This window comes from Arthrobacter sp. 9MFCol3.1, assembly GCF_000620385.1.
Classification (GTDB): Bacteria; Actinomycetota; Actinomycetes; order Actinomycetales; family Micrococcaceae; genus Arthrobacter.
On record NZ_JIBJ01000022.1, the window covers coordinates 14,912 to 38,036 of the forward strand.

Consider the following 23,125-nt stretch of genomic DNA (forward strand, 5'->3'; position numbering starts at 1 on the left):
GGGAGTTCCGGATCAGGGTTTGGCCGGGGCCTCCGGCAGCGGGAGGCGGGCCGCGAGCCCCGAGAGCAGGATGGTGATTCCCTCATCCAGCTCGGCCATCCCGTCGTAGTCGGCGAGAACCGGGGCGAGGGCGCGGAGGCGGGGGAATTCCTTCGGCGGCAGGCGGTGCAGGCCCAGGCGGAGAAGGGCCTCATTTTCCTCGGGGTCGACGACGAATTCCTGCAGTTCGTTGAGGATGTGCCCGTAGAGGTACCCGTAGTAGGCGCGGTAGACGTGCAGGGCGTCAACGGGGGCGAATCCGGCGTCGATCAGCAGCGACAGGATCTGCTCCAGCGGACGCAATGTTCCCAGCGGCCGCAGTCCCAGGGGCGTTGACAGGGGGCGGGTCACGAGGAGGGGCACGACGTTGGGGTGCCGGAGCGCCAGGAGCCGCAGGTCGTGGGCAATGCGCCGGAGCTGCGACTGCCAGTCGGGATCATCGGGAATGATGGCCAGTTCATTCAGCACGAGTTCTGAGACGCCGTCCAGCAGGGCCGCGCGGTTGGCGGCGTAGCGGTACAGGCTCATGGGGTCCCGCCCGAGTTCCTGCCCGAGCCTGCGCATGGTGAGGGCGTCGAGTCCTTCGGCGTCCACCAGTGTCAGTGCCGTCGACAGGACAATCTCCCGGCTGAGGCGAGCCTTCTTGCCGGGAGCCGCAGGGGGCGCCGGATGCTCTTCGGGCGACATGGTTATCCGTTCGGGTCAATACAGAGTGGTGGCATTTGCGGGATGAAAAGCCGGTTGCTTAATGTGTAGTCTACGCCTACAGTCTACATCGTAGAGAAGTTGCATTGGCTGGTTTCCGCAGGATGTGGACCCCAGCCCAGTAACGCTTTATCCCCGGATCTGCTGTGACGCAGCAGTGCGGGAACTTGCTTCATCGCCCCGTGCATGGCCTTGACGCTCAGCTGCTGTAGCCACACGGCGGCACACAATGCACCGCGAAGAAACGAGCCACTCATGGCAACTTCCCAGTACGACCAATTCCTGCAGGAAGCCACCACCCGGGACCCTGCATCCGACCACGCCCTGGGCAGGGACTGCCTTTACGGGCTCTACACCAGCTGGTGTTTCCTGAGCCAGACCACGCCCCGCTCCGAAGATGCCTTCTGGGCGGCCATGAAAGAGAAGCAGGTCCATCCCAAGCGCAACGGCCTCCGCATGAAAGGACCGGCCGCGGCGGACTACATCCTGGCCAGCTACCCGGGCCTGGTCTGACCCGGATGACCATCACGTCAAGCACGTACTTGCCCCGGGACGCCCACCAGCCCCGGGGGCGCCGGCCTTGGTGTGCGACCTGTGAGACCGACCGGCACCTCCTCCTGGACTCTGTCGCCACCATGAATCCGCAGCAGGAAACCCTTGCGGCCGCCATCAGCTGCACCAACTGCGGCAGCTCGCACGTGGTGGCTACGACTGCGGCGTTTCTCGCAACCATCCCGGCGCGGACCGGGAACAGCGGCGGCGCCGTGCACCGGGAGGACGCCTACCGCCACTGCCAGGAGCCGATGTCCGCAGTGGACCCCGAGCGGCGAAGTCCGCACCGGGCGGTTTCCACTCACGCCGGGAGTCCGGATTTTCTGGGCGAATATCTCCGGACGCGTGTTCTCCGGTGCCGGTGCGGGTTCCAGATGGAAATACCCCGCCCGTGACAGGCAGCACCCTCCAGGGTCTGTATCCAACAAAGTATTAGGGGCACACCGTTTCCAACCACAGCACTGCCACCACCGGACCCCCCGCGGCCCACAACCACCGACCCGGGCTTATGGACATGGATCTTTCCCCGCAGGGACTCGCGGACGCCCCGGCGAGCGAAGTCGACCCGGACAGCCTGGTCTACACCGGCAACAGCTAAGGGGCTGCACCCTGGGCCCCTCCGGCCGGTACCCCGGGCCGGGCCCGCATCGACGCACTTTTCACCGGCCGCAGCCAGTATCGCTGGGGCCCACGTAGGAGAAAAACATGAAGATCCCTGACGCGCGCGGACCCATCAGCGGTGGCTTATTCCGGCTTCTGGCCGACGGGACCGGAGATGATTCCGCAGCCCAGGGCGCGCTGCACCGTCTCATAGAAGGGCAGCTGGCACTCACCGATGACGTCATCGACGACGGCGATGTGCAATTGGCCCTGTTCTGCCTGTACGAGCTGCATTACGGCGGCCTGGATGGGGTGGACAACCGCTGGGAATGGAACCCCGGGCTGATCACGCTCCGGCAGCTGCTGGAGGAACCCTTCGAACTCGCGCTGCGGTCGGCGGCCCGCTCGTCCGCCGGATCAGTCCAGCCTGCCCCGGCCGCCGGCCTGGACAGCGATGCGGTGGCGGACCTTCTCTTCGGGCTCGCGGGCCAGGACGGTGGACCGGGCATGTCCCGCCATGTGGCGAAGAAGGCAACCCTCGGGCAGCTCCGTGAATTCCTGGTCCACAAATCGATCTATCAGCTCAAGGAAGCCGATCCGCACACCTGGGCGATCCCGAGGCTGACCGGGCGGGCCAAGGCTGCGCTGGTGGAGATCCAGGCTGACGAGTACGGCGGAGGCCGTCCGGACCGCATGCACAGCACACTGTTCGCCCGGACCATGCAGGGGCTGGGGCTGGACGATGTCTACGGCGGCTACGTGGACGCCGTCCCGGCCGTCGCTCTCGCCGCGGTCAACATGATGTCCCTCTTCGGCCTGAACCGCAGGCTACGGGGAGCCATCGCAGGGCATCTGGCGATTTATGAGATGACGTCCTCCCGGCCGAACCAGCTCTACGGCAACGGTTTCCGGCGTCTCGGGTTCGGGGCCGATGTGACCGCGTACTTCGATGAGCACGTCGAAGCGGACGCCGTCCACGAACAGATCGCGGGCCGGGACCTCGCCGGAGGGCTCGTGGAGGCAGAACCGGACCTTCTTCCGGACGTCCTGTTCGGCGCGACGGCGGCGCTTGCCATCGACGCCCGGCTCGCCGCGCACATCATGGGGGCATGGGAAACCGGCACGTCCTCGCTGCAGCCGCCTGTCCCCGCCGGGGTCTGACCCGGGCACTAACCCCAGACAGGGAGCACGAATGAACCAGAAACCGCAGGAATCCTCCAATGACGGCGCCATTGTTATTTGTCCCGACGGGCCGATCCTGGTCCGCGGCGAATTTGAGATCGTCACCCCCTCCGGGGGAGCAGTGCCGCGGACCCGCAAAACAGTCGCCCTGTGCCGCTGCGGCGCGTCCGCGATCAAACCCTACTGCGACGGTACCCACAAATTGATCGGGTTCCGAACCGAATTCCCCGCCACCCCGGGGACGAAAGAAGCGACGTGAGACACCGTGCGGGGCGTGCCCCTGAGGCGCCTTCCTCAAGGCACCGCCGTCGTCTGCCGCCGCCGTGACGTGCGGCCGCGGGGCAACGAACGGGTAAACAGCGGGCGACGTGAAAAAGAAAGCATATTTTTTTTGGAAATATTTGACTCGATCTTAGAGTCGTGGCACGCGCGCGGAGACTTTGTGCAAGCGCTTACATCTACCGGGATGTGAGCCGTTTGGTGCTTGAAATGTGGTTTTGAATCCTCGCCGGCACTGTCTACGGTGATGAACGTCCAGGAGGTCAGCACCCTCCCGGGCCACAGGCGGGGCCCTACCGAGGTCCCGTCCCCTCGACACGATGGCGTCCTCGATGACGCCTGCGGTGTCATTCGGGGCTGCCGGAGTTTCGGGGAATGAGGGCATAAGCCCGTCTTCCACGAATGGTCTCAACTCCGCGAGAAGAGCAAAAATGCACGAGCACCCCAATACACACCGGAAGCTGCGGTGGCGTTCTGTCGCCGCGGCACTGGCGGCGGCCGTGGCGGCCTCCGTCTTCCTTGCCGTTCCGTCAGCCCAGGCAAACACGCCCTCGGATCCGCCGAGCGGCGGGCAGATGCCGGCGCCGACACCCGGCTTCCCCCTGCCCACTAAGCACACGCAGCAGGCGTTTGATCCGGCGGCGGCCTTCACCTCCAAGTGGACGCGTGCCGACGCCAAACAGATCATGGCCCAAAGCAGCACAAGCGTGACCCCGGGCCAGAACTCCATGAGCCCGAATGTCACCATGCCGGAAATCCCCCAGGACTTCCCGGCCATGAACAACGACGTGTGGGTTTGGGACACCTGGTCCCTGACCGACGAGAACGCAAACCAGATCAGCTACAAGGGCTGGGACGTCATCTTTTCACTCGTTGCCGACCGCCACGCCGGCTACGGCTTTGACCAGCGGCACTGGAACGCCCGGATCGGCTATTTCTTCCGCAAGACCAACGCCGACCCGGCCAAGGACAAGTGGAACTACGGCGGACACCTGTTCCTGGACAACACCTCCGTCGGAAACACCGAATGGTCCGGTTCCACCCGCCTCATGCAGGGAAACCACGTCAACGTCTTCTACACGGCAACGACGTTCTACGACGTTGCTGAGCGCAACGCCGGCGGCGGCGGAATCGCCCCGGATGCCGTGATCGCCAAGGCGCTGGGCAACATCCACGCAGACAAGAACGGCGTGAGCTTCGACGGCTTCGAGCACACCAAGCTCCTGGAGCCGGACGGCGTCATGTACCAGAACAAGGCCCAGAACCCGGGCTTCGCCTTCCGGGACCCGTACACGTTCGCAGACCCGGCGCACCCGGGTAAGACCTTCATGGTCTTCGAAGGCAACACCGGCGGCCAGCGGGGCGACTACAAGTGCACGGACCAGGACCTGGGCTACCAGCCCGGCGATCCCCACGCCGAATCCACGAGCACCGTGAACTCCACCACCGGTGCATGGTTCCAGACCGCCAACGTGGGCCTGGCCGTGGCGGACAACAAGGACCTGACCAAGTGGCACTTCCTGCCGCCGATCCTGTCCGCCAACTGCGTCAACGACCAGACTGAGCGTCCGCAGATTTTCATCCAGAGCGAGGGCGGCAAGAACAAGTACTACCTGTTCACCATCAGCCACCAGTTCACCTACGCGGATGGAATGCGCGGCCCCGACGGCGTCTACGGCTTTGTGGGCGACGGCGTCCGTTCCGACTACCAGCCCATGAACAACAGCGGCCTGGCGCTGGCATCCCCCACGGACCTGAACATGCCAGCCAATGCGCCCGAAGGGCCGGATCCCCGCCAGAACGGCCGCCAGTTCCAGGCCTACTCGCACTACGTCCAGCCGGGCGGTCTCGTGCAGTCCTTCATCGACAACGTGGACGGTGTCCGCGGCGGTTCCCTCTCGCCCACCGTGAAGATCAACTTCCGCAACGGAGTGTCGGCAGTGGACCGCACCTTCGGCCAGAACGGCCTGGGCCCGTTCGGATACCTGCCCACAAACCTCAACGTCGGCGGTGCCGGCCTCTACAAGTAGTAGTGCAGTAGGGCAGTCCTGAGGCGGAAGCGCCCGGATTCTCCGGGCGCTTCCGTCTCGCGCACCTGCAGGCCCCAGCTGAGGCGGAATGGCTTTCACCAGAACCAGGAATGTTGAATCATGAAAAACCTCGTACGCCCGCCGGCGCTGAAACACGGAAGGCCGAGCCGCCGGACGATCTGGATAGTGGTGGCAGCAGCGGCCGCGGCCGTCCTGGTCGCGCTGGCGCTGGTCCCTTCGCCGGGATCCCGTCCGGACTCCCCGAGCCAGGCGGAGCAGACGCAGTCAGCTTTCGACCGGCCCGAGGGGGCATCCGGGTTCCGGCCGAGCTATCACATCACGCCCCGGACGAACTGGATGAATGATCCGCAGCGTCCCATCCTGCTCGACGGCGTGTGGCACTACTACTACCTCTACAACGCCGGGTACCCGAAGGAAAACGGTACCGAGTGGTACCACCTGACCAGCACGGATCTGGTGCACTGGAAGGACGAGGGGGTGGCGATCACCAAGTACAAGAACGGGCTGGGCGACATCGAGACCGGAAGCGCCGTGGTGGACCAGGACAATTCGGCCGGTTTTGGCGAGGGAGCCGTCATCGCGGTCATGACGCAGCAGGACCAGGGAATCCAGCGGCAGTCCCTGTTCTATTCCACCGACCACGGATACTCCTTCACCGCGTATGCGCAGAACCCGGTCATGGAAAACCCCGGCGAACCGGACTGGCGGGATCCTAAGATCATCCGCGATGACGCCCATGGCCAATGGGTGATGGCCCTGGCCGAAGGCGAAAAGATCGGGATGTATACCTCGCCGGACCTGAAGAACTGGCACTACGCCTCGGGCATCGAACGCAACGGCCTGGGCGTCCTCGAGTGCCCGGACCTTTTCCAGCTGGATCTCGACGGTGATCCATCCAAACGGACCTGGGTCCTGGCCGCCAGCGCCAACGGGAGCCAAGAGGGCTTCACCACGGGCGTTGCCTACTGGACTGGCGAATGGGACGGAACCCGATTCACCCCGTCTGACGGGCCGCACCAGTGGCTCGACGCCGGCTCCGACTTCTACGCCGCCGTGACGTGGGATGATCCCAGGCTCACCGAAAGCCAGCGGATGTCCTCCCGGCACGCCATCGGGTGGATGAACAACTGGGCGTACGCCCGGCAGCTGCCCACCGAGGACTGGCACGGCGGCGCCGACTCCCTTGTGCGCGACATACGGCTGGAAACTATCGCCGGAAGACCAACGCTGGTGTCGAGCCCCACGACTGCCATGAAGTCCATTGAAGGCCCGGCGGCAACCACCGGGGAACGTCGGCTGACACCGGAGGGCGCAGGACAACTGCCGGTCCCGGAAGGCGGGGCGTACCGGCTCGATGTGACTCTTGAGCGGACGGCGCAGGACGACGGTTCCGTTGCCAGGATCGAACTCGAAAGCGGCGGGGGCACGTTCGCTACCGTCGGATACGACTTCGCCACCGAGTCGGCCTTCATCTCCCGGGAGGCCGATGCTGCCGCCACCGGCAAGGCCGGGCTCAGCCCGGACTATCGGGCATCGCGCCGCGCAGCCAGCCCCGCGCGGAACGGGACCGTGGAGCTGTCGATTTTCGTCGACTATTGTTCGGTTGAAGTTTTCATCAACGGCGGCGAAAAGACCCTGACCTCACTCGTTTTCCCCACCGCGGGGACGCCGGGGGTCAAAGCCGTCACCGCGGGGGGCACGCTGACGCTGAAGTCCTTCAGCTACCGGCGGTTGGCCTCCACCCGGTAATCAGCTGTTGCCCGCGTCGGGGATCCGGACGGCCCTGCCGCTGACCACTATTCCGCCGGCAGCGGGAATGTCCACCGTGAGCAGGCCCGGCCGGCCGACGTGCCGTCCCTGGTGGATGAGGACCCTGGCCGGGGGAACGACCAGGCCCAGGATGCGCAGGTAGGCGCCGACCGCCGCCGCGGCAGCCCCCGTCGCGGGGTCCTCCGTGATGGCACCGACAGGGAACAGGTTCCGGGCCTCGAATTCGCCATCTGCGATCGGGTGCATGACGGCCACCGTCGCGGCCCAGCCCTGTATGTCCATGAGCCGGCGCACGGCCTCCGGATCGAAGCCAAAGGAGTCGAAGAGTTTGCGGTCCGCGACGACCAGCACCGGATGCCAGTTTCCCGAATACGCGATCCGCGGCGGATAGCCCGGATCGAGATCGTCCCGGCCGACGCCGAGCAGGCCAAGGAGGTCGGCCAGAACGTCGTCGTCGAAGGCGGCCAGCTGGGGTTCAACGCCCGTGAATGATGCGGTGATGTCGGCGCCGTCGCCCGCTGTTTCGATGCGGACGGGGCCGACGGGGGTCTCGAAGGTGAAGGCGCCTGCCCCGTCGCGTGCGCTTAGCGCCACGGCCAGCGCAATCGTCGCATGGCCGCAGAATGGCACCTCGGCGATCGGCGAGAAGTACCGAACCCGGCTCCGGCGCGGGTCCCCGCCGACGCCGGGCTCCGTCACGAAGGCCGTTTCCGCGTACCCGACGGCGGCCGCCACCGCCAGCATCCCGGCGTCGTCCAAGTGGCGGGCATCCAGCACCAGGCCGGCAGGATTGCCGCCGGTGGGCGTCGTGGAAAAGGCCGCGTAGCGCAGGACCTCCGGGGTGGTGTTTTCCATCCACCGATCTTCCCATGCCGGGTCACCACATCAGGGGCCCGATTGGGACAAGACATGTCAGACCGCTAGCAGTTGACCTCGGTCCTGAGGTCGCGGATCGCGGCCTCGACATTGGAGGCTTCGTCCCGGAGGGAATCAGCGGCCTGAGCCAACGTGGCGTCGTTCGGCACCGCGGCGACGGCGGCATTGAACTTGGCTTCGGCGGCCTTAACCGCCTCCGCCCGTTGTTGGGCGAGGTTCTCGCTGGCCTTCGCCAGATCCTCATAGGTCGCCGTGACCTGGTCTTGGGCGGAGTGGACCTGCTCGATGGTGGCGTCCGGCTTCAGCGTGGCCTTGAAATTCGCCAGGGCCGCGGCATGGGCATCGGCGGCAGCGCAGACTTCCGACACGCTCGCGGGCGGGCTCGAGATGGCCGCGGTGGGGCTTGGGGTGGCAGCCGGCGGACTGGTTGGGCTGCATCCGGTGAGCAGTACGACGGCGGTCGCAAGCGCGATGGATCCCACGACGATTGCGTGCGGTCTCGACATTTGGAGGCTCCTCTCCCAGCTGGGCTCGCCCCCGGGCATTGGGGCACCGAAGGGCATATCCATCGTCTGCCCGGACGCCGGCGCGGACCTCATCCGCCGGGGGTGAAATGGGAGGGAGTGCACGGCCAGCCGGCACGGGCCCAAAGGCCCTTTTGGGACCGGCGGAACACGGGTATTAATGGTTGAGCCACGGCGGGACGGGTCCTCCGCGACTGGTGTTGAAGCCGGGGCGGGCGGTCCAGGGCGGATGTCACAAACTTCCCTGGGCCGCCGCGGCGCTGATGCGGTTCGCCGCTGTTCCGGCAATAGCTTGCCGGAACAGCTGTCGGGAATGGCTCAGCGGAACAGCTCATCGAAACAGGTCGCCGGGACAGCCCGGAACCATTCCAATGCGACAGGGCCTTTGGCTTTGACAAGACAGGGCCTTTGGCTCTGACAAATGGGAGGCGCGGCGGTGTCCGCCCGGACGTATGCTGTTTTCATCGGTTCAGCAGTGAGCTGCGTGCTTTGATTTCGAGCGTGGAACATGACCCAAGGAACTGCAAGAGACGGCCGGCAGGATCGTTATGCCTCCTTCTGGGAGCTGCACTTCAACGACCCGGATGTCGGTGCCTTCCTTAGCGAAGCCGTGAGTGAGTTTGTCGACGACATCGGTGGTCCCGGCCGTGGGATCAGCTGGGCAGTCACACTGGTCTGGTCCGCGGAGGCCCTCACGCTGACCGCGGGCAGCGCACCGGCGCGGGCCGCCGACGAGGCGCAGCGTTCCTTCGACGACGGGCCCGCCCGCACGGCGGTCCGAAGCGGCGAATTTGTGTTCGTGGGCGACACTTCCCTGGAGCGGCGCTGGCCCGGGTACGCCAGCGCCGCCGCAGCCTTCGGGGTCCGGTCCCTCGTGTCCGTTCCACTGGTCCCGCAAGAGATCTTCCATGCCGCAGTGAACCTGTACGCCCCGTGGCCGCACGTCTTCACCAGCGCAGACATCATCGCAGCGGCTCGACTGGCCCGCTACATCTCACGTGCACTGCGTTTGGTCCAGGAACTGGCGCTGCGGTCCGGGGGCGGCGCAGATCTCTCCTCGGCGCAGCTCTCCCGGGCACTGGCCGGGCTGGCGCTGCGGACGCTGGTGCGGGAGTACGGGTTTAGCGAAGAGGGGGCCCTTGACTACCTTCGCAGCGTCGCGGGCGGAGCCGCGCGGGAATCGTCCGGCGGCACGGTCCACGTCCTGGTGCCCGATTCCGTTCCGGCCCAGAACGTGCCCCAGCCCAGTCCCTATACCCCGGTGCCACGCGGCGGAGACACGCCTCCCGTCCGTCGACGGCGGCGCAGGACGGGAACTCCGGCCTAGGCGGACATCGGCACGAACCCAGCGGCCCCGGCAAGCCGGGCTCAGCCAGGGCAGCGGTCAGGCCGCGCTCGCGTCTTCGGTCCCGTGGGCGTGGTCCGGCCGGAGGATCTTCAGTGCGCCGGCCCACGCGATCACTTGGTCAAACAGGGTCTGCAGGCTTCTTTCCGCGGCCGCCGTCGGGATGAAAGTGCGGTAATTCGCGAACTCCGTGGCCAAAGGAAGCGCTACCTGGGCCCGGACGTCGGCCATCTGCAGCTCCGCAGCCACTGCGCGGAAGTGTTCGACGGCGCGGATGCCGCCGCTGCTTCCATAGCTGACAAACCCGGCGGCCTTGTTGTTCCACTCCTTGTAGAGGTAGTCCACAGCGTTTTTCAGCGCTCCGGGGATCGAGTGGTTGTACTCGCCCATGACGAAGATGTAGCCGTCGAATCCGTCGACAGCTTCGGACCAGGCCTTAGTGTGCCCGAGACTGTAACGGCCCAACGAGGGCGGCATTGGCTCGTCCAGCAGCGGAAGATCAAAATCGGCGACGTCGAGGACGTCAAAGGTGGCATCGCCGCGTTCTGATGCCCGGGCATCTACCCAGTCGGCGACGGCCTTTCCGAGGCGTCCGGGCCGGGTGCTCCCGAGCACGATAGCGATGCGGATCATGGCGGGCTCCTTCCGGAAGTTGTGTTTGCCCACACTCAGAACAACAAAACGGAGGGCCCGAAACTTCCGCAACCGCCGCGGTCCCGGGGTTCAGGGCTTGCGCGCGGCGCGTCCATGGTCCGGCAGGATCCGTCCGCCACGCAGGACGGTCACGAGGTCGAAGCCCGGGTCAACGGCGATGATATCGGCGCGCATACCAGCCCGGAGGCCTCCGATCTCGGTCTCCAGGCCCAGGACCCGGGCCGGAACCAGGGTGGCCGCCGCGACGGCGTCCGCCGGACTCACTCCCGCCGCGATGGTGGTGCGGACAACCTCCAACAGGGTCGCTGTGCCCCCGGCAAGAGCACCGCCACTGCGCAGGGTAGCCACGCCGTCGTGCACCACAACATCCGCGGCGCCGAGTTCGTAGTTCCCGTCGGGCAGCCCGGTTGCCGCCATGGAGTCCGTCACCAGCGCGATGCCCCCGGCTCCGACCAGGTCAAACACCATCCGGACCGTTTCCGGGGCGAGGTGGACGCCGTCGCCGACGAGCTCGACCACGACTGTGCCGGCGGCCGCCAGCCGCAGGCACGCGGCCACCGGTCCGGGACTCCGGTGATGCAGGGGAGGCATGCCATTGAACAGGTGGGTCACCGTGGGCCGGGCATGCGGTCCGAAGGCCCCGGAAACCGCGCCCGAGCCGATAAGATCCGCGGCTTCCGCCAGCGATGCGGCCGCGACGGGGGCAGGCGCATCGGTATGGCCCAGCGAGGGGGTCACGCCGTGGTCCGTGAGGATCCGGAGGAGCTCACTCGCACCCGGCAGTTCGGGGGCGTACGTCATGGTCCGCAGGGCTCCGCCGGCCGCCGCCACCAGCCGCCGGAGCAGTGCAGGGTCGGGGTCACGGAGCCACCGCGGGTCCTGCGCGCCGCAGCGGGCGGCGGCGAGGAACGGGCCCTCGGAGTGGACGCCGGCGATCAGTCCCTCGGCTGCCAGGACCTTGAGTACGCCGAGCGACCGCACCAGCTCATCGTCCGGGGCGGCGACGAGGCTGGCCAAGAGCATGGTGGTCCCGTTGCGGTGCAGGAAGTCCACGGCCGCCCGGCAGGCCCGGTCATTGCCGGCCGGGAATCCGCCGCCCGCGGCGCCATGGCAGTGGAGGTCGACAAGCCCGGGAAGCAGGGAGCTGCCGGGCGGCAGCGGCAGCTCCTCCGCATCCGGGAAATGCGCGGCGTCAAAGCCGCCGCTGGGTCCCGCGTAGGCGATCCGGCCGCCTTCCACTGCCACCACGCAGTCCGGCGTGCAGGCGCCGTCCGTGATGAGGGCGCCCCGCAGGAGGTAGGCAGGAGCGGCGGCGGCGCGGTCCTCGAGGGGCAGGATCATGGTGCCTGGTTTCTGTGTGGCCGGGCGTTGGCGGGCAGGTAGGGCTAGTTGAAGACTAGCTTGGCAGGTTCCGGAGCCAACGCCGGGCCAAACCTAATGCAGCACCACTGTCCTGTTGCCCTGCAGGATGACGCGTCCCTCGCAGTGCCAGCGGACGGCGTTGGAGAGTGCCCTGCATTCGGTATCGCGTCCGGCGGCCACGAGATCGTCCGGGCTGAAGGTATGGTCCACCTCCACCACTTGCTGGGAGATGATGGGCCCTTCGTCCAGCTCCGCGTTGACGTAATGGGCGGTGGCGCCGACCGTCTTCACGCCCCGGGCATGCGCCTGGTGGTACGGCTTCGCACCCTTGAAGCTGGGCAGGAAGGAGTGGTGGATGTTGATGGCGCGGCCATCCAGCTGGCGGGTGAGGTTGTCGCTGAGGACCTGCATGTACCGGGCCAGGACCACCAGTTCCACGTCCATCCGGTCGATCAGTTCCAGGAGCCGCTGTTCGGCCGCAGGCTTGGTGTCCGGGGTGACCGGCACATGGAAGAAGGGGATGCCGTGCCATTCGACGGTCCGTCGGTGGTCGGGGTGGTTGGAGACGACGCCGACGATCTCGATGGGCAGCTCTCCGGTGCGTGCCCGGTACAGCAGATCGTTGAGGCAGTGCTCGAATTTCGAGACCATGATCAGCACCCGCCGTTTGGTCCCGTGCCGCCGCAGCTCCCAGCGCATGCCGAACTTTTCGGCGACCGGCACAAACGCGTCGCGGAGCAAATCCAGCGTGGTGTGGTCTCCGGCCGACGCGAAGTGGACCCGCATGAAGAAATGGCCGTCCAGTTGAGAGTCGAACTGTTTGCTCTCCAGGATGTCGCAGCCCTGGTCCAGCAGGAAGCCGGACACGGCGTGGACTATCCCGCGCGTTTCAGGGCAGTCCAGGGTCAGGACGTGCTCCACGGTGTCGGGTGTCTGGTCCGCGGCCATGGTCAGCACTCCACGACGTTCACGGCGAGGCCCCCGCGGGAGGTTTCCTTGTACTTGGTCTTCATGTCTGCTCCTGTTTCGCGCATGGTCTTGATTGCTTTGTCCAGCGAGACTTTGTGGCTGCCGTCGCCGTGGAGGCACAGGCGGGCGGCGTTGATGGCTTTGACACTGGCGATCGCGTTGCGTTCGATGCAGGGGATCTGCACGAGCCCGCCGACGGGGTCACAGGTCAGCCCGAGGTTGTGCTCGATCCCGACTTCGGCGGCGTTTTCCACCTGTTCCGGGGTGCCGCCCAGCACTTCGCAGAGTCCCGCCGCCGCCATGGAACACGCCGATCCGACTTCGCCCTGGCAGCCGACCTCCGCCCCGGAAATGGAGGCGTTGATCTTGAACAGGATCCCGACGGCGGCCGCCGCCAGCAGGAACCGGATGACGCCGTCGTCGTCGGCGCCCGGGACAAACTTGACGTAGTAGTGCAACACGGCCGGCACAATGCCGGCGGCGCCGTTGGTGGGAGCGGTGACGATCCTGCCGCCCGCGGCGTTTTCCTCGTTGACGGCCAGCGCGAAGAGGTTCACCCATTCCATGGCGAGCAGCGGGTCGGCAGGCACGTGGACGAGCGAAGGGTTCCGGGCATCCGCCTCGGCGCTGAGAGCGGATGCTGCCAGCGTCCGGAACAACGCCGGGGCGCGGCGTTTGACGTTCAGCCCGCCGGGCAGGATGCCCTCGGCAGCGCAGCCGTTGTCCACGCATTGGCGCATGACCGCCCACAGTGCCAGGAGTTTTTCCCGGAGGTCGGCCTCGCTGCGCCAGACGAGTTCGTTGGCGAGCATGACGTCGGAGACGGACATATTCTCACGGTGGCATATTTCGAGGAGTTCGTCAGCTGTTGTGAACGGGTAGGGCAGCACGGTCTCGTCTGCCACCACGTGGTCAGCGCCTTGTGCGTTGCCATCGACGACGAAGCCGCCCCCGATCGAGTAGTAGCTGCGCTCCCGGAGCAGTGTCCCGTTGTGGTCAAGCGCCCGGAAGGTCATGCCGTTCGGATGGGCCGGCAACGACTTGCGGCGGTGCAGGACCACGTCCTCATCCCAGTTGAAGTCGACCCGGTGATGGCCGGCGAGCTGCAGCTCCGCATCCAGGGCAGCGGCAGCCACCTGGTCATCAGCGGTGCCCGTATCCACGCTCTCGGGATCTTGGCCCTGAAGCCCCAGGACGACGGCCTTGTCCGAACCGTGGCCCCGGCCGGTGGCGCCGAGGGAACCAAACAGCTCGGCCTGCACCCTCGCCGTTGAGCTCAGCTGCCCATCGCTTTTGAGCCCGTCGGCGAACCGCTTGGCCGCCCGCATCGGACCGACCGTGTGGGAGGAGGACGGCCCGATGCCAACAGAAAACAGGTCCAGGACGCTGAGCGCCATCAGGGAACCTCGGTGGACGCATATTCGCGCATGGCGTCCAGGAGCCAGCGGCCCAGGAACTCCGCGAAGGATGCCCGCGGGAAGATCCGGTAGGTCTCGTCCCCGGTCTTCCACAGAATGGCGGGGATGCCGCCGATTTCCGTGGACAGCGCCGTCCCGGGCTTGAAGACCCGGGGGTGCAGGTCCAGGGCGCAGCCCTTCTCCAGCACGGCACTGGCCCGGGGCCCGGAGAGCTCAAGCGTGGTGCGGTTGGCGGAGAGATCCACCACCTGGCCCTCGCCGTCGCCCAGTGCTGCGATGAGCGCCCGGGGGAGTTCGCCGCCCAGGCTTTCGTGGGATTCGGCGGGGGCCACGAGCAGGAATTCTGCCGGGCCCAGCCACAGCACCGCGGTGTCGCCGCTGCCGCGGACTTCCCCCGAAGCGGAGGGCAGCCCTCCGGTCACCGTGCCCAGCCGCTTCCCGGCCTCGCCGGCCGGATCGACCCGGAGCCCTGCCATGGTCAGGAACGGCACCTCGCGCAGCTCCACGGTGCCCGCAACGGACCCCGCTTCAAAAGCTGTCCTCAGGACCGACGCCGGGCTCTTCCGGAGGGTCTGGATCTTCTTGGAATTTTCGAGTGCTGCTGTGTCAGCCATCTTTACGGGCCCCTTCAGAGTCAAAAAGTACTGTTTCTGCGACGACAACGTCAACCAACTGATCGCCGGCGGCGGCCACCAGGGTTTCGCCAATGCGGTTGCGCCCGTTCTTGATCAGGGCCAGCGCAAACGACCTGCCCAGCGCCGCGCTGTGGTAGCTCGAGGTCACGAACCCCTGCATCGGCACGGGGCCGAAGGCGGGGTTGACTGTGATGCCTTGTTCCACCAGCTGGGTGCCTTCGGGGAGCCGGATGCTGCCGTCCACGGGGAGGACGCTGACCAGGTGTTTCCGGTCGGCGCGGCCGGCGTCCTTGCGGGTGTAGGAGCGTTTGCCGATGAAGTCCTTGACCTTGGACACTACCCATTCCATGCCGGCGTCCTGTGGGGTGACGGTTCCGTCGGTGTCTTGGCCGACGATCGGGTAGCCCTTCTCCGCCCGCAGCACGTGCATGGTCTCAGTGCCGTACGGGGTGATGTTGAACTCCGCGCCGGCCGCCGCCACGGCTTCCCAGGTGCTCAGCCCGTACCAGGACGGAACATTGATTTCGTAGGCCAGTTCGCCGGAGAACGAGATCCGGCAGACCCGGGCCGCAACGCCGGATGCCAGGGTGGTCTCGCGGAACGTCATGAACGGGAAAGCCTCGGCGTCCAGGCCGCCGCCGGCTGCCAGTTCCGGCGCCACTTTGGCGAGCACGGCGCGGGATTTTGGTCCGACGACGGCGATCGTGGACCACTGCTCCGTGACGGAGGTGCAGTGCACATCCAGTCCAGGCCACTCGGTCTGCAGCCATTCCTCCAGCCAGTCCAGCACCTTGGCCGCGCCGCCGGTGGTGGTGGTCATGAAGTACCGGTCCTCGTCCAGGCGGAGCGTGACGCCGTCGTCGAAGATCATCCCGTCCGGGGTGCACATGACGCCGTAGCGGGCCGAACCCGGAGCGAGTTTCTTGAACGCGTTGGTGTAGATGCGGTTCAGGAACTCGCCCGCATCCTTGCCGCGGATCTCGATCTTGCCCAGGGTGGTGGCGTCCATGAAGCCCACGGATTCCCGGACGGCGGCGCATTCGCGAAGGACCGCGGTGTCCATGTCCTCGCCGTCCTGCGGGTAATACCAGGGCCGCTTCCATTGGCCGACGTCTTCGAAGAGGGCGCCCTGGGCGACGTGCCAGGGGTGGATGGAGGTGAGGCGGGCGGGGTCGAAGAGTTCGCCGCGCTGACGGCCGGCGAGGGCGGCGAACGCCACGGGCGTGAAGGGGGCACGGTAGGCCGTGGTCCCGATCTCGCCTACCCCAACCGTTTCACCGCCGCCGTGCTTCAGCGCGGCAGCGATCACGCCGATCGCATTCACCCCGGAAGTCTTGCCCTGGTCGTTCGCGGTGCTGATCGACGTGTACCGCTTGACGTGTTCCACCGAGCGCATGCCGGCCCCGGTGGAGCGGAGGACATCGGCCACGGACTGGTCGCGCTGGAAGTCGACGAAGTGGTTGTGCCAGTCCGCCGGACCGCCGTCCTCCCCGGGAACCAGCCACAGCTGGCGGGTCGGGGCGGAGGCGCGCGGCGCCGCCGGCGGTGAAGGCTCGACATCGGAGTCGAACCCCGCGGCCAGGACCGCCGCGGCGCCGGCGGAGACGCCTTCGGCCACGCAGTCGCCGAGGGCGAACGTGCCGCGGCCGGAGCCGGCCACCTGTTGGTTGGGAACCACGCTGTTGGGGACGAAGGCGGCGAGGTCCTCGTCCCAGCGGAGCCTGCCCTGGCGCTGGGAGTGCAGGTGAACCACGGGCGACCAGCCGCCGGAGACGGCCAGCAGGTTGCAGGGGAGCTGTTCGATGCCCGAGGTGAGTTCACCGGCGTCGTTGATGCTCCGGACGGTCACGCCGGCGAGCCGGCCGTCGCCGGACGCATCGGCCGTGGTGTTGGCGACGGCGCTGCCGATCAGCACCCGTGTGCCGGCCGCGGCGGTTGCCGCAGCGGTTTCGCTCAGCTGTGCGCGGGCGTCCACGACGGCCTCGACCTTGATGCCGGCGGCGCGGAGGTCGGCGGCCAGGGCGTAGGCGCTGTCGTTGGTGGTGCTGATGACCACGCGGGAACCGGCGGCGACGGCGTAGCGGTTGAGGTAGCTGCGCACCGCGGAGGCCAGCATGATGCCTGGGCGGTCGTTGTTTTCGAAAACGAGCGGGCGTTCGTGGGCACCCGGGGCCAGGATGACCTGGGCGGCACGGATGTGCCAGATCCGCTGGCGGGACACGCCGGGCGCGGCCGGGGTGAGGAGGTGGTCCGTCCGGTTCTGGGCCGCGATCATGTAGTTGGAGTCGTAGGAGCCGAAGGCCGTGGTGCGGTTCAGTACCGTGCACTCGGCCGCGGAGATCAGTTCGGCTTCAACATTGGCCACCCATTCCAGGGCTGGCTGCCCTTCGATGCTCTCCGCGAGGGCCGGATCCGTGGAGCCGGACAACAGCGAGCCGCCCAGTTCGGGCTGGTCGTCGATCAGGATGACCCGGGCGCCGGACCGGACGGCCTCGCGGGCCGCGGCCAGGCCTGCCGGGCCGCCACCGACCACAAGGACGTCGGTGTGGACATACTTCTTGTCGTATTCGGCGTGGTCCTCGGCCGGGTCCAGCTTGCCCAGTCCGCTGAGGTACTCGGCGCTGAGGCCGTCCACGAGGGACACCGTGGTGGCCGGGAGCATGGATTCGGCCACGTGGCCCGGGAACCGGGCCGCAACCTTGACCAGGGCGTTGGATTCCTCGACGCCGGCGGACATGATGCCGCGGGGCCGTCCCTCATACAGGGAGTCACCCGCGCGGAGCCGGCCGTTGGCCAGCAGCGCGGAGGCGAGGGTGTCGCCGGGGTGGCCAGTGTACTCACGGCCGTCCAGGGTGAAGCGCCAGGTGACGCTGCGGTCGATGCGTCCGCCGGTGCTAAGACGCGCGGGCTGCGGCTGAGCGGTCATTTGACTGCTCCTTCCGGGGAGACGGGGCTGGTGAGGGTGGGGGCTGTGGTCCCCGTGGCGGGACGGAGCTGACCCATTGGGTAGACGGCCTGGATGTCGTAGGTGACGGTGTCGCGGAGCATGTTGAACCATTGCCGGCAGCCGGTGCTGTGCAGCCAGCGTTCGGCGAAGGCGCCCTTGGTGTTGTCGCGGTAGAACAGGTACTCGGCCCATTCACGGTCCGTGAGCTCTGCCGGGTTTTCGGGGTAGACCACGTGGGCCTGTCCGCCGTAGTGGAATTCGGTCTCGTCGCGGGGACCGCAGTTGGGGCAGGGAATCAGGAGCATGTCCTTACCTCTTTCTAATGGGCCACGGCGGCGGCGCCGTGTTCGTCGATCAGGGCGCCGGTTTCGAAGCGCTCGAGTGCAAAGGGCTTGTTGAGTTTGTGCGGTTCCCCGGTGGCGATCGTGTGGGCGAACGTCAGCCCGGCCGCCGGTGTGCCCTTGAAACCGCCGGTGCCCCAGCCGCAGTTGACGAACATGTTCTCCACCGGGGTGGTGCCTACGATCGGGGAGGCATCCAGGGTGGTGTCCACGATCCCGCCCCAGGTCCGGAGCACATGGGCCCTGGCGAAGATCGGGAAGAGTTCGACGGCGGCTGCCATCTGGTGCTCGATCACGTGGAATGATCCGCGCTGGCCGTAGCCGTTGTAGGAGTCCACGCCGGCGCCCATGACCAGTTCGCCCTTGTGCGCCTGGGAGACGTAGACGTGGACGTGGTTGGACATGACGACGGTGGGGTGGACCGGCTCGTGGAGCTCGGACACCAGTGCCTGGAGCGGGTGGGACTGGATGGGGAGCCGGAATCCGGCCATTTCCGCCAGCACCGAGCTGTGCCCGGCGGCGCAAAGTCCGACCTTTTCCGTGTTGATCGTGCCGCGGGTGGTCTTGACCCCGGTGACGCGGTTGCCGTCCTTGATGAAGCCGGTGACCTCGCAGTTCTGGATGATGTCCACGCCCAGCTCATCGCATTTGCGGGCGAACGCCCAGGCGACATGGTCGTGCTTGGCGATGCCGGCGCGCGGCTGGTACGTGGCACCCATGACCGGGTAGCGGATGTTGTCGTTGATGTTAAGGATGGGGCAGAGTTCCTTGACCTGCTGCGGGTCCAGCCACTCGGCGTCGACGCCGTTGAGTTTATTGGCTCCGACGCGGCGGACGCTTTCGCGGACGTCGCCCAGGGTGTGGGCCAGGTTCATGACCCCGCGCTGGCTGAACAGGAAGTCGTATTCGAGTTCTTCGGGCAGGATCTCCCACAGCTTCAGGGCGTGCTCGTAGATCGCCGCGCTCTCGTCCCAGAGGTAGTTGGAGCGGATGATGGTGGTGTTCCGGGCCATGTTGCCGCCGGCGAGCCAGCCTTTTTCCAGGATGGCGATGTTGGTCATCCCGTGGTTCTTGGCCAGGTAGTACGCCGTCGCCAGGCCGTGTCCGCCGCCGCCGACAATCACGGCGTCGTAGGAGGACTTCGGGTCCGGGTTGCGCCAGAGGAAGTCCGGGTGCTCCGGCAGGTGTTCGGTGGTCATTGTGCTGCTCCAATCAGTTCTGCCTCAAGCCCGGTCGCCGCTGTGCTGGTGCCGAGATGCGGGTAAAGGGGGAATCGGTCCGCGAGGGCGCTGACGCGTCCGCGCAGTTCAGCGGCGGTTTGGTCGCTGAGTTCGTCCCCCGGCGCCTGCGAGATGAGGGCGGAGGCGATGATGTCCGCCACCTCGGTGAACTCCGCGGCACCGAAGCCGCGGGTGGCCAGGGCGGGGGTGCCGATCCGCAGCCCGGAGGAGACCATGGGCGGGCGGGGATCGAACGGGACGGCGTTGCGGTTGACGGTAATGCCGATCCGGTGGAGCCGGTCTTCGGCCTGCTGCCCGTCCAGTTCCGAGTCCCGCAGGTCCACCAGGACCAGGTGCACGTCGGTGCCGCCGTTGACCACGGAGATCCCGGCCGCCGCGACGTCGTCCTTCAGGAGCCGGGACGCGAGGATCCCGGCGCCTTCGAGGGTGCGCTCCTGGCGTTCCTTGAACTCGGGGGACGCCGCGATCTTGAAGGCCACGGCCTTGGCCGCGATCACGTGCTCCAGCGGGCCGCCCTGCTGGCCGGGGAACACGGAGCTGTTGATCTTGCGTGCGTACTGCTCCTTGGCCAGGATCACGCCGCCACGCGGTCCGCCGAGGGTCTTGTGCGTGGTGGTGGTGACGACGTCGGCGTAGGGGACAGGGTTCGGGTGAAGCCGGGCGGCCACGAGGCCGGCGAAGTGCGCCATGTCCACCATGAGGTAGGCGCCCACGAGGTCGGCGATGCGCCGGAACTCGGCGAAGTCCAGCTGCCGGGAGTAGGCGGACCAGCCGGCCACGATCATCTTGGGCCGGTGTTCAAGGGCCAGTGCCTCCACCTCGGCCATGTCCACCAGGTGGTTGTGCTCGCTCACGTGGTACGGGACCACGTTGTAGAGCTTGCCGGAGAAATTGATCTTCATCCCGTGGGTGAGGTGGCCGCCGTGGGCCAGGGCCAGCCCCATGATGGTGTCGCCCGGTTCCAGGAGGGCGAACATGGCGGCGGCGTTGGCCTGCGCGCCGGAGTGCGGCTGGACGTTGGCGTACTCGGCGCCGAACAGGGCCTTGACCCGGTCGATGGCGAGCTGTTCGATCACATCAACGTGCTCGCAGCCGCCGTAGTAGCGCTTGCCCGGGTAGCCCTCGGCGTACTTGTTGGTCAGCACCGAACCCTGCGCCTCCATGACCCCGGCCGGGGCGAAGTTCTCGGACGCAATCATTTCCAGGGTGGACTGCTGGCGCTTCAGTTCCCTCGCCACGGCCTGTTCGACCTCGGGATCGACTACGGAAAGTCGCTCGTTCAACTGCTCAACCACGGTTGCTCCTTTGAAATACCACTATTGCTATGACTGATATATCAGTGTGAGAACAATGGTATGATTGAGGTCACACCAGAGTCAATAGCCGGAAGCCAAGTGGAACCAGGCTTCCGGTTGAAATCCAGAAACGGAGCCGAGCCGTGAATGCACTCACCGTCCTGCCGCCCGCCGAGGACGAGGCCATCTCCCAGGCGGAGGCCGCGTACCGGCAGTTGCGCGACAAGCTGATCATGCTCGAGATCCGGCCCGGCGAACCCATCAATGACGGGCAGCTCGCCGCCGAGCTCGGGTTCGGCCGCACTCCCGTGCGCGAGGCGATCAAGCGGCTGGAAGTGGACCACCTGGTGGTTTCCTACCCGCGAAGGGGAACCTTTGCCACCACCGTGGACTTCACGGAACTGGCCGACGTCTCGGAAATCCGGGAACTGCTGGAACCGCTGGCGGCGCGCCGGGCGGCAACGCGGGCCAATGCCGCCATGCGCCGGGAACTGCTGGATGTCGCCAAGACCATTGCGGAACTGGCCCCGAGTCCCGCAGAGTCCCGGGAGCTGATGCGCTACGACCTGACGGTGCACCGGCTGATCTACCGGGCCGCGGCCAACCCGCACCTGGAAGACACGCTGATCCGCTACGACAACCTGGCTACGCGCATCTGGTGCCTGGTCCTGGACAAGGTCCCCTCGGTCAGCGGCCACATTAGCGAGCATGTGGAGCTGCTCAGGGCGGTGGCCGAGGGCGACGCGGACAGGGCCGGCGAACTCGCCCTGCACCACGTCACCAGCTTCGAGGAGACCATCCGCAAGATCCTCTAGCCGCCGCCGGCCCTGTTAGCGCCCGCGGTTGTGCATGACATGTTTGGTCCTGGAGTAGTCGTCCAGGGCGTAGATGGACAGATCACGTCCGTAACCTGAACCCTTGAATCCGCCCCAGGGCACCTCGTTGGCCAGCACCAGGTGCGAGTTCACCCAGACGGTGCCGGCGTCAATCCTGGATGCCACGTCATGGCTGCGCCGGGCGTCTTCGGTCCAGACTGAGGCGGCCAGGCCGAACGGGACGTCGTTGGCGCGGGCGATTGCTTCTTCTTCGGTCTCAAAGGTCTCGATGGTGATGACGGGTCCGAAGATTTCCTCGCGGGAGCATTCGGCGCCGTCGGGCACGCTGACCAATACGGTCGGCGCAACAAAGTAGCCCGGACCCTCGAGTGCAGCGCCGCCCGCGGCCGCGCGGATGCCGTCGCGCCGGGCACGCTCGAGGTAGCCGACGACGCGGTCGAAGTGTCCCTTGGACGTCAGGGGACCGATCTCGATCTCCGGCCCGGCACCGGGTTCGCCCACCTTGAGCGTGTTGACCTCCCGAACCAGCAGTTCCGTGAACCGGTCGGCAACGGAATTGTGGACCAGCACCCGGCAGGCCGCTCCGCATTCCTGACCTGAATTCCAGTAGCCGGCGGCACGCAGGGACTTCGCGGCTGCCGCCAGGTCGGCGTCGGGGAAGATCACCACCGGGGCTTTGCCGCCAAGCTCGAGGTGGACGCGCTTGAGTGATTCCGCGGCTCCGCGGGCAACGGCACGGCCGCTGTTGACGGACCCGGTGAGCGCGATCATGTCCACGTCCGGATGGTCGGAGAGCCGGGCCCCGACGATCGAGCCGCGGCCGGTGACCACGTTGAAGACCCCCGGCGGCAGGATGTCGGCCACGAGTTCCGCGAACTTCAAGGTGGTCAGCGGTGTCTGTTCGGACGGCTTCAACACCAGGGTGTTGCCTGCGGCCAGGATGGGGGCGATCTTCCACGCGCCCATGAGCAGGGGGTAGTTCCAGGGCGTCACCACTCCCACCACGCCCAACGGTTCCCGCAGGATCAGGGACAAATGCTCTGCCGCGTAAGTGCCGGCGGCCAGGGAGGTGGTGGCCCGCAGGGCGCCTGCCATGAACCTGAAGGTGTCGATGGTTCCGGCGACGTCGTCTTCGGAGACCATGAACGGCTTTCCGGTGTTCGCTGATTCAATCCGGGCCAGCAGCTCGGAGTGTTCGCTGAGGCGGTCGGCGATCCGGTGCAGGATTTCGGAGCGTTCTTTGGGCACCAGGGATCCCCACTGCCTCTTCGCGGCGACGGCGGCCGCCACACCGGCGTCGACTTCCTCGACCGTGCCGTCGGCGACTGACGTGATCGGCTCGCCATTGCAGGGATCCACGACGTCGGTCACGGCGCCGGAGTTGCCGGCCCGGAAGGCTCCGTCAATGAAGTGCCCGCCGGGTGCCAGATCCTCAGCGGTGATGAGCTTATCGAGTGTCCGGCTCCGGCGGATCTGTGCAGAGCTGCTGACCGAGGTGGACATC

General features: G+C 66.9%; 20 protein-coding genes. 7 read left to right on the forward strand and 13 right to left on the reverse strand.

Annotated features, from left to right (window positions below; translation table 11 throughout):
* Window positions 1–12: 12 nt before the first annotated feature.
* Complete coding sequence (locus tag C560_RS0116635; protein WP_026539050.1) at window positions 13–726, reverse strand: TetR/AcrR family transcriptional regulator C-terminal domain-containing protein; 714 nt, start codon at window positions 724–726, stop codon at window positions 13–15.
* 273 nt (window positions 727–999) lie between these two features.
* On the opposite strand from C560_RS0116635, the gene C560_RS0116640 reads away from it, so the two are divergent.
* The 5 genes from C560_RS0116640 to C560_RS0116670 all read left to right on the forward strand — a co-directional run bounded on the left by C560_RS0116640 (window position 1,000) and on the right by C560_RS0116670 (window position 7,157).
* Window positions 1,000–1,257, forward strand: a complete 258-nt coding sequence (locus C560_RS0116640) for a hypothetical protein (protein ID WP_018775597.1) — start codon at window positions 1,000–1,002, stop codon at window positions 1,255–1,257.
* Between the two features lie 744 nt (window positions 1,258–2,001).
* Window positions 2,002–3,057, forward strand: coding sequence for an iron-containing redox enzyme family protein (locus tag C560_RS0116655; RefSeq protein ID WP_026539052.1), 1,056 nt, complete (start codon window positions 2,002–2,004; stop codon window positions 3,055–3,057).
* Between the two features lie 31 nt (window positions 3,058–3,088).
* Window positions 3,089–3,337: a CDGSH iron-sulfur domain-containing protein gene (locus C560_RS22230; protein ID WP_043423324.1), complete on the forward strand. Its 249-nt coding sequence runs from the start codon at window positions 3,089–3,091 to the stop codon at window positions 3,335–3,337.
* A gap of 451 nt (window positions 3,338–3,788) precedes the next feature.
* The gene (locus C560_RS0116665; RefSeq protein ID WP_026539053.1) at window positions 3,789–5,387 is read left to right on the forward strand and encodes a glycoside hydrolase family 68 protein; all 1,599 of its coding nucleotides are present in this window, start codon (window positions 3,789–3,791) and stop codon (window positions 5,385–5,387) included.
* A gap of 120 nt (window positions 5,388–5,507) precedes the next feature.
* Window positions 5,508–7,157 carry a glycoside hydrolase family 32 protein gene (locus C560_RS0116670; protein WP_043423325.1) on the forward strand — a complete coding sequence of 550 codons (1,650 nt, stop codon included), beginning with the start codon at window positions 5,508–5,510 and terminating at the stop codon, window positions 7,155–7,157.
* Here the strand turns inward: C560_RS0116670 and C560_RS0116675 are convergent, their stop codons facing one another.
* Both C560_RS0116675 and C560_RS0116680 read right to left on the reverse strand, forming a co-directional pair.
* Complete coding sequence (locus tag C560_RS0116675) at window positions 7,158–8,033, reverse strand: PhzF family phenazine biosynthesis protein (RefSeq protein WP_026539055.1); 876 nt, start codon at window positions 8,031–8,033, stop codon at window positions 7,158–7,160.
* A gap of 65 nt (window positions 8,034–8,098) precedes the next feature.
* Window positions 8,099–8,560: a hypothetical protein gene (locus C560_RS0116680; protein WP_026539056.1), complete on the reverse strand. Its 462-nt coding sequence runs from the start codon at window positions 8,558–8,560 to the stop codon at window positions 8,099–8,101.
* 526 nt (window positions 8,561–9,086) lie between these two features.
* On the opposite strand from C560_RS0116680, the gene C560_RS22235 reads away from it, so the two are divergent.
* Entirely contained in the window at window positions 9,087–9,905 is an 819-nt protein-coding gene (locus C560_RS22235) for a GAF domain-containing protein (protein ID WP_051533253.1), read from the forward strand.
* 57 nt (window positions 9,906–9,962) lie between these two features.
* Here the strand turns inward: C560_RS22235 and C560_RS0116690 are convergent, their stop codons facing one another.
* From C560_RS0116690 to glyA, 9 genes are all read right to left on the reverse strand, one after another.
* Complete coding sequence (locus tag C560_RS0116690; protein WP_026539057.1) at window positions 9,963–10,556, reverse strand: NADPH-dependent FMN reductase; 594 nt, start codon at window positions 10,554–10,556, stop codon at window positions 9,963–9,965.
* A 90-nt stretch (window positions 10,557–10,646) separates the two neighbouring features.
* Window positions 10,647–11,918: an N-acetylglucosamine-6-phosphate deacetylase gene (locus tag C560_RS0116695; protein ID WP_026539058.1), complete on the reverse strand. Its 1,272-nt coding sequence runs from the start codon at window positions 11,916–11,918 to the stop codon at window positions 10,647–10,649.
* A gap of 93 nt (window positions 11,919–12,011) precedes the next feature.
* Window positions 12,012–12,887 carry a formyltetrahydrofolate deformylase gene (gene purU / locus C560_RS0116700; RefSeq protein WP_026539059.1) on the reverse strand — a complete coding sequence of 292 codons (876 nt, stop codon included), beginning with the start codon at window positions 12,885–12,887 and terminating at the stop codon, window positions 12,012–12,014.
* A 2-nt stretch (window positions 12,888–12,889) separates the two neighbouring features.
* Entirely contained in the window at window positions 12,890–14,305 is a 1,416-nt protein-coding gene (locus tag C560_RS0116705) for an L-serine ammonia-lyase (protein ID WP_026539060.1), read from the reverse strand.
* The gene (locus C560_RS0116710) at window positions 14,305–14,940 is read right to left on the reverse strand and encodes a sarcosine oxidase subunit gamma (protein ID WP_026539061.1); all 636 of its coding nucleotides are present in this window, start codon (window positions 14,938–14,940) and stop codon (window positions 14,305–14,307) included. Before C560_RS0116710 ends, C560_RS0116705 begins: the two co-directional genes overlap by 1 nt.
* Window positions 14,933–17,887 (reverse strand): 2Fe-2S iron-sulfur cluster-binding protein, encoded by a 2,955-nt coding sequence (locus C560_RS0116715; protein ID WP_026539062.1) that lies wholly within the window; start codon window positions 17,885–17,887, stop codon window positions 14,933–14,935. Before C560_RS0116715 ends, C560_RS0116710 begins: the two co-directional genes overlap by 8 nt.
* A complete protein-coding gene (locus C560_RS0116720) occupies window positions 17,884–18,213 on the reverse strand; it encodes a sarcosine oxidase subunit delta (RefSeq protein WP_026539063.1) in 330 nt (109 codons plus the stop codon). Before C560_RS0116720 ends, C560_RS0116715 begins: the two co-directional genes overlap by 4 nt.
* A 14-nt stretch (window positions 18,214–18,227) precedes the next feature.
* Window positions 18,228–19,448, reverse strand: coding sequence for a sarcosine oxidase subunit beta family protein (locus tag C560_RS0116725; protein ID WP_026539064.1), 1,221 nt, complete (start codon window positions 19,446–19,448; stop codon window positions 18,228–18,230).
* A complete protein-coding gene (glyA, locus tag C560_RS0116730; RefSeq protein ID WP_026539065.1) occupies window positions 19,445–20,785 on the reverse strand; it encodes a serine hydroxymethyltransferase in 1,341 nt (446 codons plus the stop codon). Before glyA ends, C560_RS0116725 begins: the two co-directional genes overlap by 4 nt.
* Window positions 20,786–20,928: 143 nt before the next feature.
* Here glyA and C560_RS0116735 point away from each other — a divergent pair, with 143 nt between their 5' ends.
* On the forward strand, window positions 20,929–21,600 hold the full coding sequence (locus tag C560_RS0116735; RefSeq protein ID WP_026539066.1) for a GntR family transcriptional regulator: 672 nt from the start codon (window positions 20,929–20,931) through the stop codon (window positions 21,598–21,600).
* Between the two features lie 15 nt (window positions 21,601–21,615).
* Here C560_RS0116735 and C560_RS0116740 read toward each other — a convergent pair whose 3' ends face one another.
* A complete protein-coding gene (locus C560_RS0116740) occupies window positions 21,616–23,124 on the reverse strand; it encodes an aldehyde dehydrogenase family protein (RefSeq protein WP_026539067.1) in 1,509 nt (502 codons plus the stop codon).
* Window position 23,125: the final 1 nt, after the last annotated feature.

What these genes read in the sequence shown, in the direction of transcription:
- C560_RS0116635 (WP_026539050.1), bottom strand. Translation starts at nt 726, where the DNA reads ATGTCGCCCGAAGAGCATCCGGCGCCCCCTGCGGCTCCCGGCAAGAAG.
- C560_RS0116640 (WP_018775597.1), top strand. Translation starts at nt 1,000, where the DNA reads ATGGCAACTTCCCAGTACGACCAATTCCTGCAGGAAGCCACCACCCGG.
- C560_RS0116655 (WP_026539052.1), top strand. Translation starts at nt 2,002, where the DNA reads ATGAAGATCCCTGACGCGCGCGGACCCATCAGCGGTGGCTTATTCCGG.
- C560_RS22230 (WP_043423324.1), top strand. Translation starts at nt 3,089, where the DNA reads ATGAACCAGAAACCGCAGGAATCCTCCAATGACGGCGCCATTGTTATT.
- C560_RS0116665 (WP_026539053.1), top strand. Translation starts at nt 3,789, where the DNA reads ATGCACGAGCACCCCAATACACACCGGAAGCTGCGGTGGCGTTCTGTC.
- C560_RS0116670 (WP_043423325.1), top strand. Translation starts at nt 5,508, where the DNA reads ATGAAAAACCTCGTACGCCCGCCGGCGCTGAAACACGGAAGGCCGAGC.
- C560_RS0116675 (WP_026539055.1), bottom strand. Translation starts at nt 8,033, where the DNA reads ATGGAAAACACCACCCCGGAGGTCCTGCGCTACGCGGCCTTTTCCACG.
- C560_RS0116680 (WP_026539056.1), bottom strand. Translation starts at nt 8,560, where the DNA reads ATGTCGAGACCGCACGCAATCGTCGTGGGATCCATCGCGCTTGCGACC.
- C560_RS22235 (WP_051533253.1), top strand. Translation starts at nt 9,087, where the DNA reads ATGACCCAAGGAACTGCAAGAGACGGCCGGCAGGATCGTTATGCCTCC.
- C560_RS0116690 (WP_026539057.1), bottom strand. Translation starts at nt 10,556, where the DNA reads ATGATCCGCATCGCTATCGTGCTCGGGAGCACCCGGCCCGGACGCCTC.
- C560_RS0116695 (WP_026539058.1), bottom strand. Translation starts at nt 11,918, where the DNA reads ATGATCCTGCCCCTCGAGGACCGCGCCGCCGCCGCTCCTGCCTACCTC.
- purU (WP_026539059.1), bottom strand. Translation starts at nt 12,887, where the DNA reads ATGGCCGCGGACCAGACACCCGACACCGTGGAGCACGTCCTGACCCTG.
- C560_RS0116705 (WP_026539060.1), bottom strand. Translation starts at nt 14,305, where the DNA reads ATGGCGCTCAGCGTCCTGGACCTGTTTTCTGTTGGCATCGGGCCGTCC.
- C560_RS0116710 (WP_026539061.1), bottom strand. Translation starts at nt 14,940, where the DNA reads ATGGCTGACACAGCAGCACTCGAAAATTCCAAGAAGATCCAGACCCTC.
- C560_RS0116715 (WP_026539062.1), bottom strand. Translation starts at nt 17,887, where the DNA reads ATGACCGCTCAGCCGCAGCCCGCGCGTCTTAGCACCGGCGGACGCATC.
- C560_RS0116720 (WP_026539063.1), bottom strand. Translation starts at nt 18,213, where the DNA reads ATGCTCCTGATTCCCTGCCCCAACTGCGGTCCCCGCGACGAGACCGAA.
- C560_RS0116725 (WP_026539064.1), bottom strand. Translation starts at nt 19,448, where the DNA reads ATGACCACCGAACACCTGCCGGAGCACCCGGACTTCCTCTGGCGCAAC.
- C560_RS0116740 (WP_026539067.1), bottom strand. Translation starts at nt 23,124, where the DNA reads ATGTCCACCTCGGTCAGCAGCTCTGCACAGATCCGCCGGAGCCGGACA.